Raw genomic sequence first — 17,189 nt, forward strand, 5'->3', positions numbered from 1 at the left:
TATGCGAGAGCACATGTCCGAAACAAGTGTCGGAATCACACCTCACCCCAGTTGACCTTGGTCTGAGGCATTTGGGCTACTTGATCCTTTGCAGCCGCCAAGGGGCAACTCGCTTGCGGCGAAAGGGAAACGGGGGGTGGGTGGGGAGTGTGACCACCTGTCGGCTCGCGTGACCCAACTCACTGTTTGTCAGCCCGTAGAGCATTTACCGCTAAGAGGAATTCATCTAGCAATCACGGCAAATCGGGCACTGGTGTATGGGGGTTTCGGGGCGTTCCGGGGGTGCGAGGGTCACCGGCATTTCGGATATTTTGGGTGTTCAGGGTATTCAGGGCGTTTCGGGCGTTCAGGGGTTCCGGGGAACCCGCTTCTCCCACGTCCGGTGGAACACCACCTCGCCACCCTCCGTGCAGATCACCTCGTCGGAGGTGACGAAGTCCGCCCCGTCGCAGCCGATCTCCGAGCGGGTCCGGACCGTCGTGTCCCACATGAGGTCGGGGCGGTGCAGGCGGATTGACCAGTCGGAGCGGGTGCGGGCGGAGAGGGGGTCCCTCTCCTGGATCGTGTACGTCTCCAGCGCGTCCTCGGTGAACTCCAGCCCGTCGGGGTACACGCGCGTGCCGCCGTAGCGCGGGTCGACCTCCAGTCGCCACTCGCCCTTCGCCACGTCCCGTACGGCCAGGCGTGCGGGACGTGGCTCTTCGAGGGTGGCGGGGAAGTTCACTCCCAGGGGATCGGCCTGCTCGGGTTCCTCGAACAGGATGTCCGCCGACTGCCTTGTGCGCACGGGCAGTTCGAGGGCGCTGCCGGCCGGGTCCAGGGTGAGGCCCGCCGCCGAACCGGGCTCGGGCCAGATCCACGGCCAGTACGCCGAGGAGACGGCGAGGCGGATGCGGTGGCCGGGCGGGAAGGCGTGGCCGATCCCGGTCAGCTCGAAGGTCACGTCCTCCGTGGCGCCCGGGGGCCACGGCACGGACCGGTCCCGGCCCAACCGCGCCGACAGGTTCAGTACGCCGCGCGTGACCAGGGTCGACGAGCCGTCTGGCGCCACGTCGCACACCCGGGCGATCACCTGGCCGCGCGGTGCGTCGGAGGCCAGCCGCAGCCGCACCCGCGGCCGTCCCAGCACCCAGGTCTCCTCCGCCACCGCGAACTCGAAGCACACCGAGCGCCCGTCCTCCTCGCGCTGGTCGGGCGGGAGGTCGGCGTCGTCGCCGAAGGGGAGGAAACGGCCCGCGTCGACTCCGGTGTGCATCGGGGACCGTACGAGCACAGGGGCGCCCCCGAGTTGGTACGTGACCGTCGTCACGTAGGGGGAGGGCCAGGCCGGCTCGCCGACCCAGCGGCCCGGCAGCGTCTCGTACACCGTGGCCGGAGGGTGGGAGTCGCTCACGTAGGCGCGCAGGAGCGGTACGTCGAGGGCGCCCGTTTCCCGGCCCTTCAGCCAGTGGTCCCACCAGCGCAGCGTCTCCTGGAGGAAGCCGATCGCCGGGCCCGGCGGCAGGCCGCGGTCCGGGTACTGGTGCGACCAGGGGCCGATCAGGCCGCGTACCCGGTCGGCGGGGAGGTGTTCGACCAGGCGCAGGACGGTGTCGCGGTACGGGTCGTGCCAGCCGCCGACGGCCAGGACGGCGGCGCTGATCGCGCCGTAGTCCTCGCAGACGCTGCTCGGCCTCCAGTAGTCGTCCCGCGTCCGGTGGGCGAGCCAGGTGTGGATGAAGGGCTGTACCTCCTCCAGCCGCCCGAGCCACATGTCCCGCCAGGCCTCGCCGACGTACTGCGGGTCGGGCGGCCGGGCGACGAAGGCGAGCATCGTGGCCGCCCAGGCGTGCATGTCGACGGCGAGGGCGGAACCTCCCAGGTAGTGCACGTCGTTGTCATAGTGGTCGTCCGTGGAGCAGACCGTGACGACCGCCTTGAGTGGCTCGGGCGCGAGGGCCGCGATGCGGAGGGAGCCGAAGCCGCCCCAGGAGATGTCGAACACGCCCACCTTGCCGTCGCACCAGGGCTGCGCGGCCAGCCAGTTCACCACCTCGGCCCCGTCGGCCGGATATACCGCCGAGTACGGGTCCGCGGGGATGCCCTCGCTGTTGCCATGGCCGCGGACGTCGACGCGGACGGAGGCGTAGCCGTGGCCGGCGTACCAGGGGTGGCGCTGGTGGTCGCGGGGCGCGGTCCAGTCGGTCAGGCGGTACGGGAGGTACTCGAGGAGCGCCGGTACGGGCTCGTTGGTCAGGGGGCGCCACACCCGTGCGTACAACCGGGTTCCGTCGGGCAACGGGATGCGGAGGTCCTCGTGGGTCGTCTCGTAGGGGAAGGACGTACGGATGCGCGGGTTCGTCGGGCTCATCGGGGTGACCTCAGCGGACGGGGTGCACCGTGCGGCGAGTCGAGCGGCTCATCCTGCGGTGCCTCGTGCGGTGCCTCGTGCGGCGCGTCGTGCGGCGCATCGCGTAGGGCGCGAGGGCGGACTCGGTCGGGTGCTTTCGGCCGGCCGGGTGACGGCGCCCGGCGACGTACGGCTCGGGGCACGGATCCCTGCTTCCTCGTATGCCGACAATCTTTGTGATGTCAGCAGAATTCGATGAAAATCTGTCCTTATCAACTGATCAGAAACATACCGGGCGTGATCCGGTACCGCCTGGCCTGTAACCGTGGGGGCTATCGGTGATCGAAACGTGACCGGATACGCTGACTTGAGTGGTGGCAGCGACCTATCGACAAACCGTGTAAGCGCCAGTGGACACCAGCAGACAGGAGACCCCTCGTGACCGTCGTCGGGCCGTTCGGGCTGAGCGTGCGGGACCAGGCTCTGGAAGCCGATGTTCAGGCCGGGATGGCGGCTGTCGAGGAAGGCTTGCTCGAGGCCACCAAGAGTGAGGTCCCCTTCATCACGGAGGCCGCGCAGCATCTGGTGCGGGCGGGCGGGAAGCGCTTCCGGCCGCTGCTCGTGATGCTCGCGGCGCAGTTCGGGGACCCGTACGCGCCGGGAATCGTGCCGTCGGCGGTGGTCGTGGAGCTGACCCACCTCGCCACGCTGTACCACGACGACGTCATGGACGAGGCCGAGGTGCGGCGCGGGGTGGACAGCGCGAACACCCGCTGGGGCAACTCGGTCGCGGTCCTCACCGGTGACTTCCTGTTCGCGCGGGCCTCGCACATCCTGGCCGACCTCGGGCCGGAGGCGGTGCGGGTGCAGGCGGAGGCGTTCGAGCGGCTCGTGACCGGGCAGATCCTGGAGACGGCGGGGCCGCAGGACGGGCGGGACCCGGTCGAGCACTACCTGGATGTGCTGGGCGGCAAGACCGGGTCGCTGGTGGCCGTGTCGTGCCGGTTCGGGGCGATGATGTCCGGGGCCGACGAGACGGTCGTGGACGTGCTGACGCAGTACGGGGAGCGGCTGGGAGTCGCCTTCCAGCTGGCCGATGACGTGCTGGACATCGCGTCGGACTCCCGTGAGTCCGGGAAGACGCCCGGGACGGATCTGCGGGAGGGCATCTCCACGCTTCCGGTGCTACGGCTGCGGGAGCGGGCGGAGCGGCTGGGGCTGGCGGAGGATGTCGCGCTGTGCGAGCTGCTGGACTCCGACCTGAGTGATGACGCGCGGCTGGCGGAGGCGTTGGGGGCGCTGCGGGCGCATCCTGCGTTGGAGCAGGCGCGGCGGGACACCGTGCGGTATGCGGAGGAGGCGCGGGCTGCGTTGGCGCCGTTGCGGGAGTGCGACGCGAAGAGGGCGTTGGTTGAGGTGTGTGATGCGGTGGTGCATCGGGCGGGGTAGGGGGTTTGCCCACCCACCCGCCCGACTCGGTTGGGTGGAAGGTGACCCTCGCTCCGGGGCTCCGCCCCAGACCCCGGCGGGGACTCCGTCCCCTGCACCCCTGACGGGACTCCGTCCCCTGCACCCCTGACGGGACTCCGTCCCCTGTCCCCCTGGCGGGGCTTCGGCCCCTGTGCCTGTGGCTGGGCTCCGCCCCAGACCCTCGCAGTGTTGACGGATCGGACGGGTCCACCTGATGTGGCCGGGTGCGGTGTCCCCGACCCCTACGGGTCGGGTGAGGTGCCGCACCCTCGTGTCATACCCCAGCAGTACGCGGAGTTGAGCCCGCGGTCTGACGCTTCCTTAGGGCCGATTTGGTCAGATGGACACCACGGAAAACACCACTCCTCACCGATTCGGGTGAGAATGGCGGCTCAGGGTGGACCACCAGTGCGAGGACACGCCGAGACGACAGCCGCCGCCGACGACGGAGGTAAGGCACACATGGCACCGTACGAATCCGACGACAGCACGACCACGACCACGACCGCCGGAGAAGCCGACGACCTGCGTACCGGGCGGCGCACGGCAGCGCGGTACGTCGTCCCGGTCGCGGTCGTGGGGGTGGCCGCGGCGACCATCGGGCTCGTCCCGGCGCTCGCCTCCTCCGGCGACCCCGACCTGCCGAAGATCACCGCGCAGCAACTCATCGACAAGATCGCCCAGTCGGACGTGGAGCAGCTGTCCGGCACGGTGAAGATCAGTACGGACCTGGGGCTGCCCAACCTCGGCGGGCTGGAGAGCGGCCTGCTCTCCGGCGCCACGCAGTCCGGCGGCGACGGATCGTCCGCGGACCCGTCCGTCAAGCTGACGGAACTCGCCTCCGGCACACACACCCTGCGTGTCGCGGCCGACGGCCCGGACCGGCAGAAGCTCTCGCTGCTGGAGAACGCCGCCGAGTACAGCCTCATCCACGACGGCAAGGACGTCTGGGGCTACGACAGCAAGTCCAACGAGGTCTACCACGCCACCGCGGACGACAGCGCCACCAAGGGGCAGGAGAGCGAGAACCACGCCCCGGCCACGCCCAAGGACCTCACCGAGGAGGCCCTGAAGTCGGTCGACGACACCACGTCCGTGACCGTCGACGGCACCATGCAGGTCGCCGGACGGGATGCCTACAAGCTGCTCATCAAGCCGAAGCAGTCCGGCACCACGGTCGGCGCGATCAGCGTGGCAGTGGACGCGAAGACGGGGCTGCCACTGAAGTTCACGCTGACCCCGGCGAGCGGCGGCGCCGCCGTCGTGGACGCGGGCTTCACCCAGGTCAGCTTCGCCAAGCCGGCCGCGTCGACCTTCGACTTCACCCCGCCCAAGGGCGCCAAGGTCACCGAGGACGGCGCCACCGAGCACGGCCAGGAGAGCGGGAAGTCGGACGAGGACCTCGTCAAGGAAGCCGATGGTCTCGACGGTCTCGACGGCCTGAAGGTCATCGGCGAGGGCTGGAACTCCGTCGCCTCCTTCGACATCGGCAGCAAGAGCGGCCTGCCCTCCGGTACCTCCGGCAGCTTCGGTTCCGTCGGCGACCTCGGCGGCTTCCTCGGCTCGCTCGGCGACAAGGTCACCGGCAAGTTCGGCTCGGGCACGGTCTTCTCCACCCGCCTGGTCAACGCCCTGATCACGGACGACGGCAAGGTGTACGTCGGCGCCGTCACCAAGGACGCGCTGGTGAAGGCCGCCAACACCGGACAGTGAGCACGAGCACGACGAATCGAGGGAGCCGATGGACGAGCTGTCCGCCACGGAACCGCACCCGAAGGACGCGGATGTCGGCGTCATCGACACCCGCGGCCTCACCAAGCGTTACCGCGGCGGACAGCTCGCCGTCGACGGTCTCGACCTGACCGTCCCGGCGGGCAGCGTCTTCGGCTTCCTCGGTCCGAACGGCTCCGGCAAGACCACCACCATCCGCATGCTGATGGGCCTGATCGAGCCCACCTCGGGCACGGCGCGGGTGCTGGGGCGGCCCATGCCCCGCGCCTCGCGCGCCGTGCTGCCGCAGGTCGGCACCCTCATCGAGGGCCCGGCCCTCTACGGTTTCCTCTCCGGCCGCGACAACCTGATGAGATACGACGCGGCCGACCCGACAGCCGACCCGCGCACCCGGCGTACGCGCGTCGCACAGGCGCTGGACCGGGTGGGCCTGACGGCCGCCGCGGGCAAGAAGGCGAAGGCGTACTCCCTCGGCATGAAGCAGCGGCTCGGCCTCGCGGCCGCCCTCCTCCAGCCGCGCCGCCTGCTCGTCCTGGACGAGCCGACCAACGGCCTCGACCCGCAGGGCATGCGGGAAATCCGTGCCCTGGTACGGGAGCTGGCCTCCGACGGCACGACCGTCTTCCTCTCCTCGCACCTGCTCGACGAGATCGAGCAGGTGTGCACGCATGCCGCCGTGATGGCACAGGGGCGGCTCGTCACCCAGGGCGCGGTCGCCGACCTGGCCGCCGGGGCGCGCGGCAGACTGGTGGTGACCACGCCCGACCCGGGCGACGCGGCCCGTGTGCTGAAGGAGCAGGGCGTCGGCGACGTCGTCGTCACCGACGACCGTGTGACCGGCGATCCACCGGATCGCGACCGCGACCTCGCCGAGGTGAACGCCGCGCTGGTGACGGCCGGTGTCCGGGTCCGCGGCTTCGGGGTCGAACGGGCCTCCCTGGAGGACGCGTTCGTGGCCCTGACGGGGGAGGGGTTCGATGTCGCAGGTTGAGCCGGCCACCACTACCACTACCACTGCTGCTGCTGCCGCTTCCGCCACCACTGTCGGCGAGGTCGAAGTCCCGCGCAGGCCCAGTCCGTTGTGGACCTTCGGTCTCCTCCGTAGCGAGCTGGTGATCACCTTCCGGCGCTGGCGCACGCTCGCTCTGCTGGGCGTGCTGGCGGCCGTACCGATCCTGGTCGGGATCGCCGTGAAGATCGAGACCGGCGACGGCGGCTCGGTCGGCGGTGGGGGCGGCGAGGGACCGGCGTTCATTTCGCAGGTCACCAACAACGGCCTGTTCCTGGTGTTCACGGCGCTGGCCGCGACGCTCCCGTTCTTCCTGCCGATGGCGATCGGCGTCGTCGCGGGCGACGCGATCGCGGGGGAGGCCAACGCCGGAACCCTTCGCTACCTCCTGGTGGCCCCCGCCGGCCGCACCCGGCTCCTGCTCGCCAAGTACGCGACCACGATGGCCTTCTGTCTGGTGGCCACCCTCGTCGTCGCGGCCTCGGCGATGGCGGTCGGGGCCCTGCTCTTCCCGCTCGGCGACCTGACGACGATCTCCGGCACCCGGATCACCTTCGCCGAGGGCCTGGGCCGGGCGGTGCTGATCGCCCTGGTCGTCGCCGCGTCACTGGTCGGCGTCGCGGCGCTCGGTCTGTTCGTCTCGACGCTGACCAGCAGCGGCATCGCGGCCATGGCGACGACCGTGGGTCTGCTGATCACCGTCCAGATCCTCGACCAGATCCCGCAGCTCCACGCGATCCAGCCGTACTTCTTCTCCCACTACTGGCTGTCCTTCGCCGACCTGATGCGCGAACCGGTCTACTGGGACGACCTGGTGAAGAACCTCGGCCTCCAGGCCCTGTACGCGGCGGTGTTCGGCTCCGCCGCCTGGGCCCGCTTCACGACGAAGGACATCAGCACCTAAGACACACCTAAGACCTGTCCTGGCGGGACGACGGGGACGGGGACGGCGACGGGGACGGGGACGAAGACGGGGACGGGTCACGACACGGCGGGACGGGAGGGGTCACGCGCCCTCGTGCGGGAAGCGCGCGAGCGGCGCCTCCTGCGCGAAGAACGTCTTCGCGCGCGCCAGCGCCGCCGTGTCCTTCAGTACGTCGCCGCGCGCGCTGCCGTTGCCGAGCAGGACCCCGCCGAACCGCATCTTCATGTACGCGGCGGAGTTGTTGAGCGTGCCGATCAGTGGGTCCGCGACCGCCGGCTCGTCGTCCGCGAGCGCGGTGACGCCCCAGAGGGTGCGGCCGGCCAGGGTCGCCTTGAAGTCGACGCCGGGGATGCGCAGCCAGCCCGACCAGTAGTCCAGGTAGCGCTTGGTGAGGCTGGACACCGAGTACCAGTAGAGCGGCGAGGCGATCACGATGTCCGTCGCCGCGAGCGTGGCGTCGAGCAGCTGCGCCACGTTGTCCCCGGCGGGCGGGCGCACGTGGTCGCTGTCGCGGCGCAGGTCCACGAAGTCGGGCAGGGGGTGCTCGGCGAGGCTGATCCACTCCTGCTCGACGTCCGCAGGCAGCTGTTCGGCGGCCCTGCGCGCCAGCAACTCGGTGTTGCCCTCGCTGCGGCTGCTGCCCAGCACGAACAGGAAACGGCGGCCCATGACTCCCCCAAATGATCGGCATACGGCGATTGCGCGCGCCTGCGTTACATGCATCTACATTACATGCGCGTGCAATCATATCCGATGAGTCGAGTCAGTGTCCGGGCTTCCCGGGGTGGCTCCCCGCTCAGGTCGCCGAGGCGCCAGGCGGGCACCCACGGCACGCGGTGGACGTCGATGACTGACTCGATCCGCGCGACATGCTGGGCGAGGGGGCGCGGCAGCCTGCCCGGCGCGTCCGCGACGAGCACCACGGAGTCGAGGTCCAGCCCCGCCGGGGCCTCCCCGCGCCGGAACATCTCCAGCGTGCGCAGGACGGCGTCCAGCCCCGCCGCGTGTGTCCGGGCGACGAGCAGCATCGACGGCGGATCACCGGGGCCGGGCCAGTCGCGGCCGCAGTCCTGACCGCCGTAGACGGCCGCGAGCGTGGAGGTGCCCGCGCCGCCGTGCGTGGCGACCCAGGAGAAGCGCCGCGGGGTGCCGTGGAGGTGATCGGGCTCCCGTGCCCCCTGCTCCGGCGGGCTCACCGGCCCCCGGATCCAGATCTCCGGCCCCTGCCGCACACCGCCGTCCCGCATTCCGTGCTCCTCCCTCGTCTGCCTCGATCCTCACTCCACCAGCGACGGTTCCGGCACCTCGGGCGGGGCCCTGGGACGAGTCTGTGACCTTGTGGTGACACGTGCACCGGAAGTGGGCGGAGAGACTCGACCGTGTACCTGTACGACCGGATCCTGCCGCTGGGGGAGCGGTGGCCCGGCGCCGGGAAGGGGCACCATGGAGACTGCGGAACCCGCGGAACCCGCCCGTGCCGACCGCCGACTCCCCGACGCACCCGAGTGAGGGAAGCGATGTCTCGACTCAGCCGCGAGAAGAAGCGCGAAGAGAAGCGCGCCGCGCGTTCCGCGGTCCCCGCGACGCCCGTGGTGGCACCGCTGGACGTCCGTGTCCCCGCGGCCGGACCGGGGGCGGGCGGCGCGTCGATAGGCGGCGTACCGGTCGTCCCGGCCCCCGGCGAGGAGGTCCAGCACGCCGTGCTGAGCCACCTGCACCGCATCGCCCTCGCCACCGGTCACCCGGTCCTCGCCATGGTTCAGGACGACCGTATCGGCTACGTTGTCCCCCTTCGAGTGGACCTGGACGGCTCCAGCCACTTCACGGGAGAGCCGGTCCGCTCCGAGCCGCCGGAGGACGTCGCACCGGCCTGGAAGCCGCAGAGCACCGCACCGGCCCGTCATGAGCAGCTCACGCATGTCCTGCGCGCGGTGCCGGAACGACAGGCGGAAGCCCAAACGAAGGCACAAGCGGAAGTCCAAGCACAAGCACAAGCACAAGCCCACCCTGAGGTGGAAGCGGAGCCGCAGTTGCCGGGCGACCCCGCCCCTGCGTTCCGCCTCCGCGCGGTGCCGGAGTCGCCGACGGACACGCCCTACGGCACGGCCGCCGCCCCGACGGGCGAGTTCGGCCCGCCACCGATGATGGACGGATCCCCGCCACCGACGATCGACGGACCTCCGGCACCCGGCCCCTCGATGGGGCACGCACCCGCAGCACCCCTCACCACCGCCCCCGAACCCCACCCCGAACCCCAGCCCGAACCCCATCTCGACCCCTACGCCGTCCCCGAACCCGACCCCAAGCCGACCCCCGCCCGCGGCTTCGACGCGGTCGCCGAAGCCGTACTCGGGGACGATCCGCTGACCGCGTCCGGAGACACCGGCGCTGCCGCCCTCCTCGCCGAGCCGATGGCGCGGATCGCCGATGCCGTGAAGGCGGGGGAGATCGAGGCGGCGGCGGGACTCGCGGAGCGGACCGTGGCCGAGGCGTCGGGGAGGCTCGGGCCGCAACACCCCGAGGTGCTCCGGCTGCTCGAACTCACGGCGTACATCGCCTACCTGGCGGGGGACCCGCTCCGCGCTTTCCACCTCTCCCTCGACCTGGCCCGCGTCCACCGCGGCGCCCGGGACTCGGAGGCCGCGTACGGCAACATCCAGAGCGCGGCCTCGGCCTGGCGTGCGGTGCGTGACCCCGTACAGGGCCTGCACCTGGGGCAGGATCTCCTCGCCCTGTGGACCGACCTCACGTTCGAGGACGGGCCCGCCGCCGACGACCTCGGTCAACTGGACTCCGCCCGCGCCCGGATGAACCGCCTCGCCGAACGGGCGGCCCGCAACTCGGGCTCCCAGTAGGCCGGTGGACCAGTACGCCGACCCCTACTGCACGCAGAACTCGTTCCCCTCCGGATCCGCCATCACCACCCACTCGCCGCCGGGCTCCTTCACCTCCCGCAGCACGCTCGCCCCTAGCTTCAGGAGCCGCTGGACCTCCTCCGCCCGTCGGTCCTTGCCGGGGTGCAGATCCAGGTGCAGCCGGTTCTTGGTGGTCTTCGGCTCCGGCACGCGCTGGAACAACAGCCGCCGCCCGAGCCCGGTCCCGCTGTCCTTGTCGTACGGGTCGTCCGGATGCCGTACGGCGATCAGGTCCCTGAAGGCGGGGCGGCCGTGGAACTCCACGGTGGCCGCGCCCGGCAGGGCGCCGAGTTCCAGCAGCCGCTCGACGAGCGCGCTGTTGTCCTCGACCGTGTAGTGGAGCGCGGCGGACCAGAAGTCGGCCTGGGCGTGCGGGTCGGCTGCGTCGATGACGAGTTTCCAGTGCAGCGGGGCGGGAGCAGGCGTCTGCGTCATGCTAACCACTTATAGTGGTTACGTGAGCGGGCGTGCAATGGAACCGCCGGGCGAGTCCCCCGGTCTGACGCTGGTGTCGTACGAGGGGAAGCCCTACCGCTTCGACCCCGGAGCGCTCTGTCTGGAGCTGCTGACGACGGGCGGACCGGGCGCCTTCGCCCGCCACGAGGTGCTGCACGAGCCCGCCGACCTCGCGGCCTGGGCCGACCGCAGCCGCCTCCCGGACGGTCTGGAGCTCGCCGTGTCCGAGGGGGAGCTGGGGCGTGTCCGGGCCTTCCGTGACGCCCTGTTCCTGCTCACCGCCGACCGCGCCCACGGCCGCCCGCTGCGGCCGGACCACGTCGAGACCGTCAACGCGGCGGCGGCCGGGCCCCCGCTCGGCTCACGCCTCACCCCGGACGGCACTCGCGCTTGGGCCTCCGGCGCCACCGCCACCCACCTGGTGTCGACGCTCGCCCGGGACGCGATCGACCTGTTCACCGGGCCGTACGCCCACCGCATCCGCGAATGCGGCGCCCACGACTGCTACCTGCTTTTCGTCGACGCCTCCCGCCCGGGCCGCCGTCGCTGGTGCGCGATGGAGCACTGCGGGAACCGGGAGAAGGCGCGGGCACACCGGGCACGCGCGAGCCGGTCGGCCCGGTCGGGCGCCGAATAGTCCCTGGTCACGAATGCCCCAGGTCAGGTCCACCACGGCAGAATTGTCAGGCGTCCACCGTGGCAGAGCCGGTCAGGCGTCCACTGTGGCAGAGCCGGCAGGCGCCGGCGTGGGAACCCGGGGCGCGCCGGTCCCGGCCGCCCTCAGCAGCGCGGCGCGTCGCGCGGTGCGCAGCGCGTTCCAGGTGAGCAGCGCCAGGGCCAGCCAGACCAGCGCGAAGCCGGCCCAGCGCTCGGGCGGCATGGCCTCGTCGAAGTAGAGGACGCCGAGCAGGAACTGGAAGACGGGGGCCAGGTACTGGAGCAGGCCCAGCGTGGACAGGGGTACCCGTATCGCGGCCGCGCCGAAGCAGACGAGGGGGAGCGCGGTGACGATGCCGGTCGAGGCCAGCAGGGCGGAGTGCCCGGCGCCCTCGGTCGCGAAGGTGGCATCCCCGTGCGCCGACAGCCACAGCAGATAGCCGAGCGCGGGCAGGAACTGGATCGCGGTCTCGGCGGCCAGCGACTCGACGCCGCCGAGGTCGACCTTCTTCTTCACCAGCCCGTAGGTGGCGAAGGAGAAGGCGAGGCAGAGGGAGATCCACGGCGGCTGGCCGTAGCCGATGGCGAGGACCAGTACGGCGGCGAAGCCGACGCCGACGGCCGCCCACTGCACGGGCCGCAGCCGCTCCTTCAGGATCAGCACGCCCATCGCGATGGTGACCAGCGGGTTGATGAAGTATCCGAGGGAGGCCTCGACCACGTGCCCGCTGTTCACGGCCCAGATGTAGACGCCCCAGTTCACGGTGATCACGGCGGCGGCCACGGTGACCAGCGCCAGCCTGCGCGGCTGCCGCAGCAGCTCGCCCGCCCAGGCCCAGCGCCGTACGACGACGAGCGCGACGGCGACGAAGGCGAGGGACCACACCATCCGGTGGGCGAGGATCTCCGCCGCGCCGGCGGGCTTCAGCAGGGGCCAGAAGAGGGGGACGAGCCCCCACATCCCGTATGCCGCGAAGCCGTTCAGCAGACCTGTCCGCCGCTCGCCCCTCGACTCTCCGGCCACGGGCCCCTCCTTCTCGCTCGCACACGCAGGCGCGTGTATGCAGAAGGTAACGTCGAGCGCCCCCGCCTGTCATGCCCGTATCGTCATACGGTCATGACAGGCGGGGTGGTGCGTCCAAGGCGCCGGACGTGGCCGAAAGATGCTGAACAGGCCGACCGGGGCCGAACCAGGCCGAACGGGGAAGTGTCAGCCCTTGAGTGCGGCGGCGATGGCCTCGGAGAGCGGGGTGGTCGGGCGGCCGGCCAGGCGGGACAGGTCGCCGGAGGTCACGACCAGCTCGCCCTTCTCGATGGACGCGTCCACGCCGGCCAGGATCGTGGCGAACATTCCGGGCAGCCCGGCGCCGGTGAGGATGCCGGTGAGGGCCTCGGTGGAGACGGAGTTGTAGACGATCTCCTTGCCGGTCTGCTTGCTCAGTTCGGCCGCGTACTCGGCGAAGCTCCACGCCTCGTCGCCGCCCAGCTCGTACGTCTTGTTCTCGTGCCCCTCGCCGGTCAGCACGGCGACGGCGGCGGCCGCGTAGTCGGCGCGCGAGGCGGAGGAGAGCCGGCCCTCGCCGGCGGCGTGGACGACGGCGCCGTGCTCCAGCTCGGGGGCCAGGTTCTCGGTGTAGTTCTCGTGGTACCAGCCGTTGCGGAGCAGCGCGTAGGGCAGGCCGGAGGCGAGCAGAGCCTTCTCGGTGCCGCGGTGGTCGTCGGCGAGCGCGGCCTTCAGGCTGCCGGGGGCGCTGGTGTAGGCGAGCAGGGCGACACCGGCCGCCTTGGCGGCGTCGATGACGACCTGGTGCTGCTGGACGCGGCCCTTGTCGAACTCGTTGCCGGAGATCAGCAGGACCTTGTCGCCGGCCGCGAAGAGGCCGTCGAAGGTCTCGGGGGTGTTGTAGTCGGCGACCGCGAGCTTCACGCCCCGGGCCGCGAAGGCGGCGCCCTTGGCCTCGTCGCGCACGACGGCGGTGATCTGCTCGGCCGGGACCTTCTCCAGCAGCTGCTCCACGACGTGGCGGCCGAGGTGTCCGGTGGCTCCGGTGACAACGATGCTCATGATCTGAATCTCCTTGTGGGGTGCGGTGTCACCAAACCTACGAGAAGCGCTAACTAAGTGAAAGTACCCACTTTGAAGTAAGGTACCGACATGGCAGTAAGTAGCGTGGAAGCCGGCAAGTACGAGCTCGCCGAGGGAATGTGCCCCTACCGACTGGTCCTGGAACACCTCACCAGCCGCTGGGGCGTGCTCGTCCTGATCGAGCTCCTGGACCGCCCGTACCGCTTCAGCGAACTGCGCCGGGCGATCGGCCGGGTCAGCGAGAAGATGCTGACGCAAACGTTGCAGACCCTGGAGCGTGACGGTCTGGTGCACCGGGACGCCAAGCCGGTCATACCGCCGCGCGTCGACTACTCCCTGACCGAGCTGGGACGCGAGGCCGCCGAGCAGGTCCGCGCGCTGGCGATGTGGACCCACGAGCGGATGGACGAGGTGGACAAGGCACGCCGCGCCTACGACGAGGCCCGGGCCTGAGAGCCCGGGCCGCATCAAGAATCTCTGGTCCGGATGAACCTTTGTCCGAACCTTTGTCCGGATGAACCGCCGTTGAGGGGGTCAGCCGACGACGGTCCAGCTGTCGCCGCCCGCCAGCAGCGCCGCCAGGTCTCCCTTGCCCTTCTGTTCGATCGCCGTGTCCAGCTGGTCGGCCATCTGCGTGTCGTAGACCGGCCGCTCCACCGAGCGCAACACGCCGATCGGGGTGTGGTGGAGCGTGTCCGGGTCGGCCAGCCGGGAGAGGGCGAAGGCGGTGGTCGGGGACGCGGAGTGGGCGTCGTGGACCAGGATCTGCGCCTCGTTCTCCGGGGTCACGGTGACCACCTTCAGGTCACCCGTTTGCTGGTCCCGTACGACACCGCGCGCGCCGTCCGGCCCGAAGCGGATCGGCTGCCCGTGTTCGAGGCGGATCAGCGCCTCCTGTGCCGACTGCCGGTCCTTCAGCACCTCGAAGGCGCCGTCGTTGAAGATGTTGCAGTTCTGGTAGATCTCGATCAGCGCCGTGCCGGGGTGCGCGGCGGCCTGCCGCAGTACCTCCGTCAGATGCTTGCGGTCGGAGTCGATCGTGCGCGCCACGAACGACGCCTCGGCGCCGATGGCCAGGGACACCGGGTTGAAGGGGGCGTCCAGAGACCCCATCGGCGTCGATTTGGTGATCTTGCCGACCTCCGACGTCGGGCTGTACTGCCCCTTCGTCAGGCCGTAGATCCGGTTGTTGAAGAGCAGGATCTTCAGGTTCACGTTGCGGCGCAGGGCGTGGATCAGGTGGTTGCCGCCGATCGACAGCGCGTCGCCGTCACCCGTCACCACCCACACGCTCAGGTCGGGCCTGCTGGAGGCGAGCCCCGTCGCGATCGCGGGCGCGCGGCCGTGGATGGAGTGCATGCCGTACGTGTTCATGTAGTACGGGAAGCGCGACGAGCAGCCGATGCCCGAGACGAAGACGATGTTCTCCTTGGCCAGCCCCAGCTCCGGCATGAAGCCCTGCACGGCGGCCAGGATCGCGTAGTCACCGCAGCCGGGGCACCAGCGCACTTCCTGATCGGACTTGAAGTCCTTCATGGACTGCCTGGCCTCGGCCTTGGGGACGAGCGAGAGCGCCTCGATCGTGCCCGTGCCTTCCGTGGACGTCTCAGCCATCGATGGCCTCCTTGAGCGCCGTGGCGAGCTGCTCCGCCTTGAACGGCATGCCGTTCACCTGGTTGTACGAGTGGGCGTCGACCAGGTACTTCGCCCGGACGAGGGTGGCGAGCTGCCCGAGGTTCATCTCGGGGATCACCACCTTCTCGTAGCGCCGCAGCACCGTGCCGAGGTTGCGGGGGAAGGGGTTGAGATGCCGCAGGTGCGCCTGCGCGATCGACTCCCCGGCCGTGCGCAGCCGACGGACGGCCGCCGTGATCGGGCCGTACGTCGATCCCCAGCCCAGGACCAGGGTCTGTGCCCCGTCCGGGTCGTCGACCTCGATGTCCGCAACCTCGATGCCGTCGATCTTGGCCTGCCGGGTGCGGACCATGAAGTCGTGGTTGGCGGGGTCGTAGGAGATGTTGCCCGTGCCGTCCTGCTTCTCGATGCCGCCGATGCGGTGCTCCAGGCCCGGTGTGCCCGGGACCGCCCACGGGCGGGCGAGGGTCTGCGGGTCGCGCTTGTACGGCCAGAAGACCTCGCTGCCGTCGTCCAGCGTGTGGTTGGGGCCCTGCGCGAACTGCACGGTCAGGTCCGGCAGCTCGTCCAGTTCGGGGATGCGCCAGGGCTCGGAGCCGTTGGCGAGATAGCCGTCGGAGAGCAGGAAGACGGGGGTGCGGTACGTCAGCGCGACCCGGGCCGCCTCCAGTGCCGCGTCGAAGCAGTCGGCCGGGGTGCGCGGGGCGACCACCGGGACCGGGGCCTCGCCGTTGCGGCCGAACATCGCCTGGAGCAGGTCGGCCTGCTCCGTCTTGGTCGGCAGACCGGTCGACGGGCCGCCGCGCTGGATGTCGATCACCAGCAGCGGCAGTTCCAGGGAGACGGCGAGACCGATGGTCTCGCTCTTCAGCGCCACGCCCGGACCGGAGGTCGTCGTCACCGCGAGGGAGCCACCGAAGGCCGCCCCGAGGGCCGCGCCGATGCCCGCGATCTCGTCCTCGGCCTGGAAGGTCCGTACGCCGAAGTTCTTGTGTTTGCTCAGCTCGTGCAGGATGTCCGAGGCCGGGGTGATCGGGTACGAACCCAGGAACAGCGGCAGGTCGGCCTGCCTGCTCGCGGTGATCAGGCCGTACGACAGGGCCAGGTTCCCGGAGATGTTGCGGTAGGTGCCCACCGGGAAGGTCTTCGCCGCCGGGGCGACCTCGTAGGAGACCGCGAAGTCCTCGGTCGTCTCACCGAAGTTCCAGCCCGCGCGGAACGCGGCGATGTTGGCGGCCGCGATGTCGGGCTTCTTCGCGAACTTCGACGTCAGGAACTTCTCGGTGCCCTCGGTCGGCCGGTGGTACATCCACGACAAGAGGCCGAGCGCGAACATGTTCTTGCTCCGCTCGGCCTCCTTACGGCTGAGGTCGAAATCCTTCAGTGCCTCGACGGTCAACGACGTCAGCGGCACCGGATGCAGCTGATAGCCGTCGAGTGATCCGTCCTCCAGCGGCGACGCGTCGTACCCCACCTTCTGCATCGCCCGTTTGGTGAACTCGTCCGTGTTGACGATGATCTCCGCGCCGCGCGGCACATCCCCGATGTTCGCCTTCAGGGCCGCCGGGTTCATCGCGACCAGGACGTTCGGCGCGTCCCCCGGCGTGAGGATGTCGTGGTCGGCGAAGTGCAGCTGGAAGGAGGAGACGCCGGGGAGGGTGCCGGCGGGGGCCCGGATCTCGGCGGGGAAGTTCGGCAGGGTCGACAGGTCGTTCCCGAACGACGCCGTCTCCGAGGTGAAGCGGTCACCGGTGAGCTGCATACCGTCACCCGAGTCACCCGCGAACCTGATGATCACCCGGTCGAGGCGTTGTACGTCCTTCGCCCCGCCCGGTTTGCGCTGCTCTCCTACGACGGCTCCGTCGGCCTGTTCCGCTGCGCTGCTGACCTGGCTGGTCACTGAACTGGACCTCCCTCGAGGCGGCTGTCTGGGAGCGGCCTCCTTGAAGGCCTTCCCAACATCAACCCTACGTCCG

Annotated in this window: 15 protein-coding genes; 7 read left to right on the forward strand and 8 right to left on the reverse strand. The window is 70.5% G+C overall.

The window, feature by feature from the left end; translation table 11 throughout:
* Nucleotides 1–346 precede the first annotated feature (346 nt).
* Nucleotides 347–2,350: a CocE/NonD family hydrolase gene (locus ABT114_RS17105; RefSeq protein WP_351143254.1), complete on the reverse strand. Its 2,004-nt coding sequence runs from the start codon at nt 2,348–2,350 to the stop codon at nt 347–349.
* 417 nt (nt 2,351–2,767) lie between these two features.
* On the opposite strand from ABT114_RS17105, the gene ABT114_RS17110 reads away from it, so the two are divergent.
* From ABT114_RS17110 to ABT114_RS17125, 4 genes are all read left to right on the forward strand, one after another.
* A complete protein-coding gene (locus ABT114_RS17110; RefSeq protein ID WP_351143256.1) occupies nt 2,768–3,778 on the forward strand; it encodes a polyprenyl synthetase family protein in 1,011 nt (336 codons plus the stop codon).
* Nucleotides 3,779–4,261: 483 nt separating this feature from the next.
* Nucleotides 4,262–5,512 (forward strand): LolA family protein, encoded by a 1,251-nt coding sequence (locus ABT114_RS17115; protein WP_351143258.1) that lies wholly within the window; start codon nt 4,262–4,264, stop codon nt 5,510–5,512.
* A gap of 28 nt (nt 5,513–5,540) precedes the next feature.
* Complete coding sequence (locus ABT114_RS17120) at nt 5,541–6,521, forward strand: ABC transporter ATP-binding protein (protein ID WP_351143260.1); 981 nt, start codon at nt 5,541–5,543, stop codon at nt 6,519–6,521.
* On the forward strand, nt 6,508–7,443 hold the full coding sequence (locus ABT114_RS17125) for an ABC transporter permease (RefSeq protein WP_351143262.1): 936 nt from the start codon (nt 6,508–6,510) through the stop codon (nt 7,441–7,443). The genes ABT114_RS17120 and ABT114_RS17125 overlap by 14 nt, the downstream gene beginning before the upstream one ends.
* Nucleotides 7,444–7,545: 102 nt before the next feature.
* Here ABT114_RS17125 and ABT114_RS17130 read toward each other — a convergent pair whose 3' ends face one another.
* Together ABT114_RS17130 and ABT114_RS17135 are read right to left on the reverse strand one after the other, a co-directional pair.
* Complete coding sequence (locus ABT114_RS17130) at nt 7,546–8,133, reverse strand: flavodoxin family protein (RefSeq protein ID WP_351143264.1); 588 nt, start codon at nt 8,131–8,133, stop codon at nt 7,546–7,548.
* Nucleotides 8,134–8,192: 59 nt separating this feature from the next.
* The gene (locus ABT114_RS17135) at nt 8,193–8,711 is read right to left on the reverse strand and encodes a DUF6668 family protein (protein ID WP_351143266.1); all 519 of its coding nucleotides are present in this window, start codon (nt 8,709–8,711) and stop codon (nt 8,193–8,195) included.
* 270 nt (nt 8,712–8,981) lie between these two features.
* Between ABT114_RS17135 and ABT114_RS17140 the strand changes: the two genes are divergently transcribed.
* Nucleotides 8,982–10,319, forward strand: a complete 1,338-nt coding sequence (locus ABT114_RS17140; protein WP_351143268.1) for a tetratricopeptide repeat protein — start codon at nt 8,982–8,984, stop codon at nt 10,317–10,319.
* Nucleotides 10,320–10,343: 24 nt separating this feature from the next.
* Here the strand turns inward: ABT114_RS17140 and ABT114_RS17145 are convergent, their stop codons facing one another.
* Nucleotides 10,344–10,814 carry a VOC family protein gene (locus ABT114_RS17145; protein WP_351143270.1) on the reverse strand — a complete coding sequence of 157 codons (471 nt, stop codon included), beginning with the start codon at nt 10,812–10,814 and terminating at the stop codon, nt 10,344–10,346.
* Between the two features lie 37 nt (nt 10,815–10,851).
* Between ABT114_RS17145 and ABT114_RS17150 the strand changes: the two genes are divergently transcribed.
* A complete protein-coding gene (locus tag ABT114_RS17150; protein ID WP_351143738.1) occupies nt 10,852–11,472 on the forward strand; it encodes a CGNR zinc finger domain-containing protein in 621 nt (206 codons plus the stop codon).
* A gap of 72 nt (nt 11,473–11,544) precedes the next feature.
* Here the strand turns inward: ABT114_RS17150 and rarD are convergent, their stop codons facing one another.
* Nucleotides 11,545–12,516 (reverse strand): EamA family transporter RarD, encoded by a 972-nt coding sequence (rarD, locus tag ABT114_RS17155; protein ID WP_351143272.1) that lies wholly within the window; start codon nt 12,514–12,516, stop codon nt 11,545–11,547.
* 186 nt (nt 12,517–12,702) lie between these two features.
* Nucleotides 12,703–13,557, reverse strand: coding sequence for an SDR family oxidoreductase (locus ABT114_RS17160; protein WP_351143274.1), 855 nt, complete (start codon nt 13,555–13,557; stop codon nt 12,703–12,705).
* A 90-nt stretch (nt 13,558–13,647) separates the two neighbouring features.
* Between ABT114_RS17160 and ABT114_RS17165 the strand changes: the two genes are divergently transcribed.
* On the forward strand, nt 13,648–14,031 hold the full coding sequence (locus tag ABT114_RS17165; protein WP_351143276.1) for a winged helix-turn-helix transcriptional regulator: 384 nt from the start codon (nt 13,648–13,650) through the stop codon (nt 14,029–14,031).
* An 81-nt stretch (nt 14,032–14,112) separates the two neighbouring features.
* Here the strand turns inward: ABT114_RS17165 and ABT114_RS17170 are convergent, their stop codons facing one another.
* Together ABT114_RS17170 and ABT114_RS17175 are read right to left on the reverse strand one after the other, a co-directional pair.
* Entirely contained in the window at nt 14,113–15,192 is a 1,080-nt protein-coding gene (locus ABT114_RS17170; protein ID WP_351143278.1) for a 2-oxoacid:ferredoxin oxidoreductase subunit beta, read from the reverse strand.
* Nucleotides 15,185–17,113 (reverse strand): 2-oxoacid:acceptor oxidoreductase subunit alpha, encoded by a 1,929-nt coding sequence (locus tag ABT114_RS17175; protein WP_351143280.1) that lies wholly within the window; start codon nt 17,111–17,113, stop codon nt 15,185–15,187. Before ABT114_RS17175 ends, ABT114_RS17170 begins: the two co-directional genes overlap by 8 nt.
* Between the last annotated feature and the right edge of the window lie 76 nt (nt 17,114–17,189).

This window comes from Streptomyces sp. NPDC002088 (assembly GCF_040296605.1).
Taxonomy (GTDB): domain Bacteria; phylum Actinomycetota; class Actinomycetes; order Streptomycetales; family Streptomycetaceae; genus Streptomyces.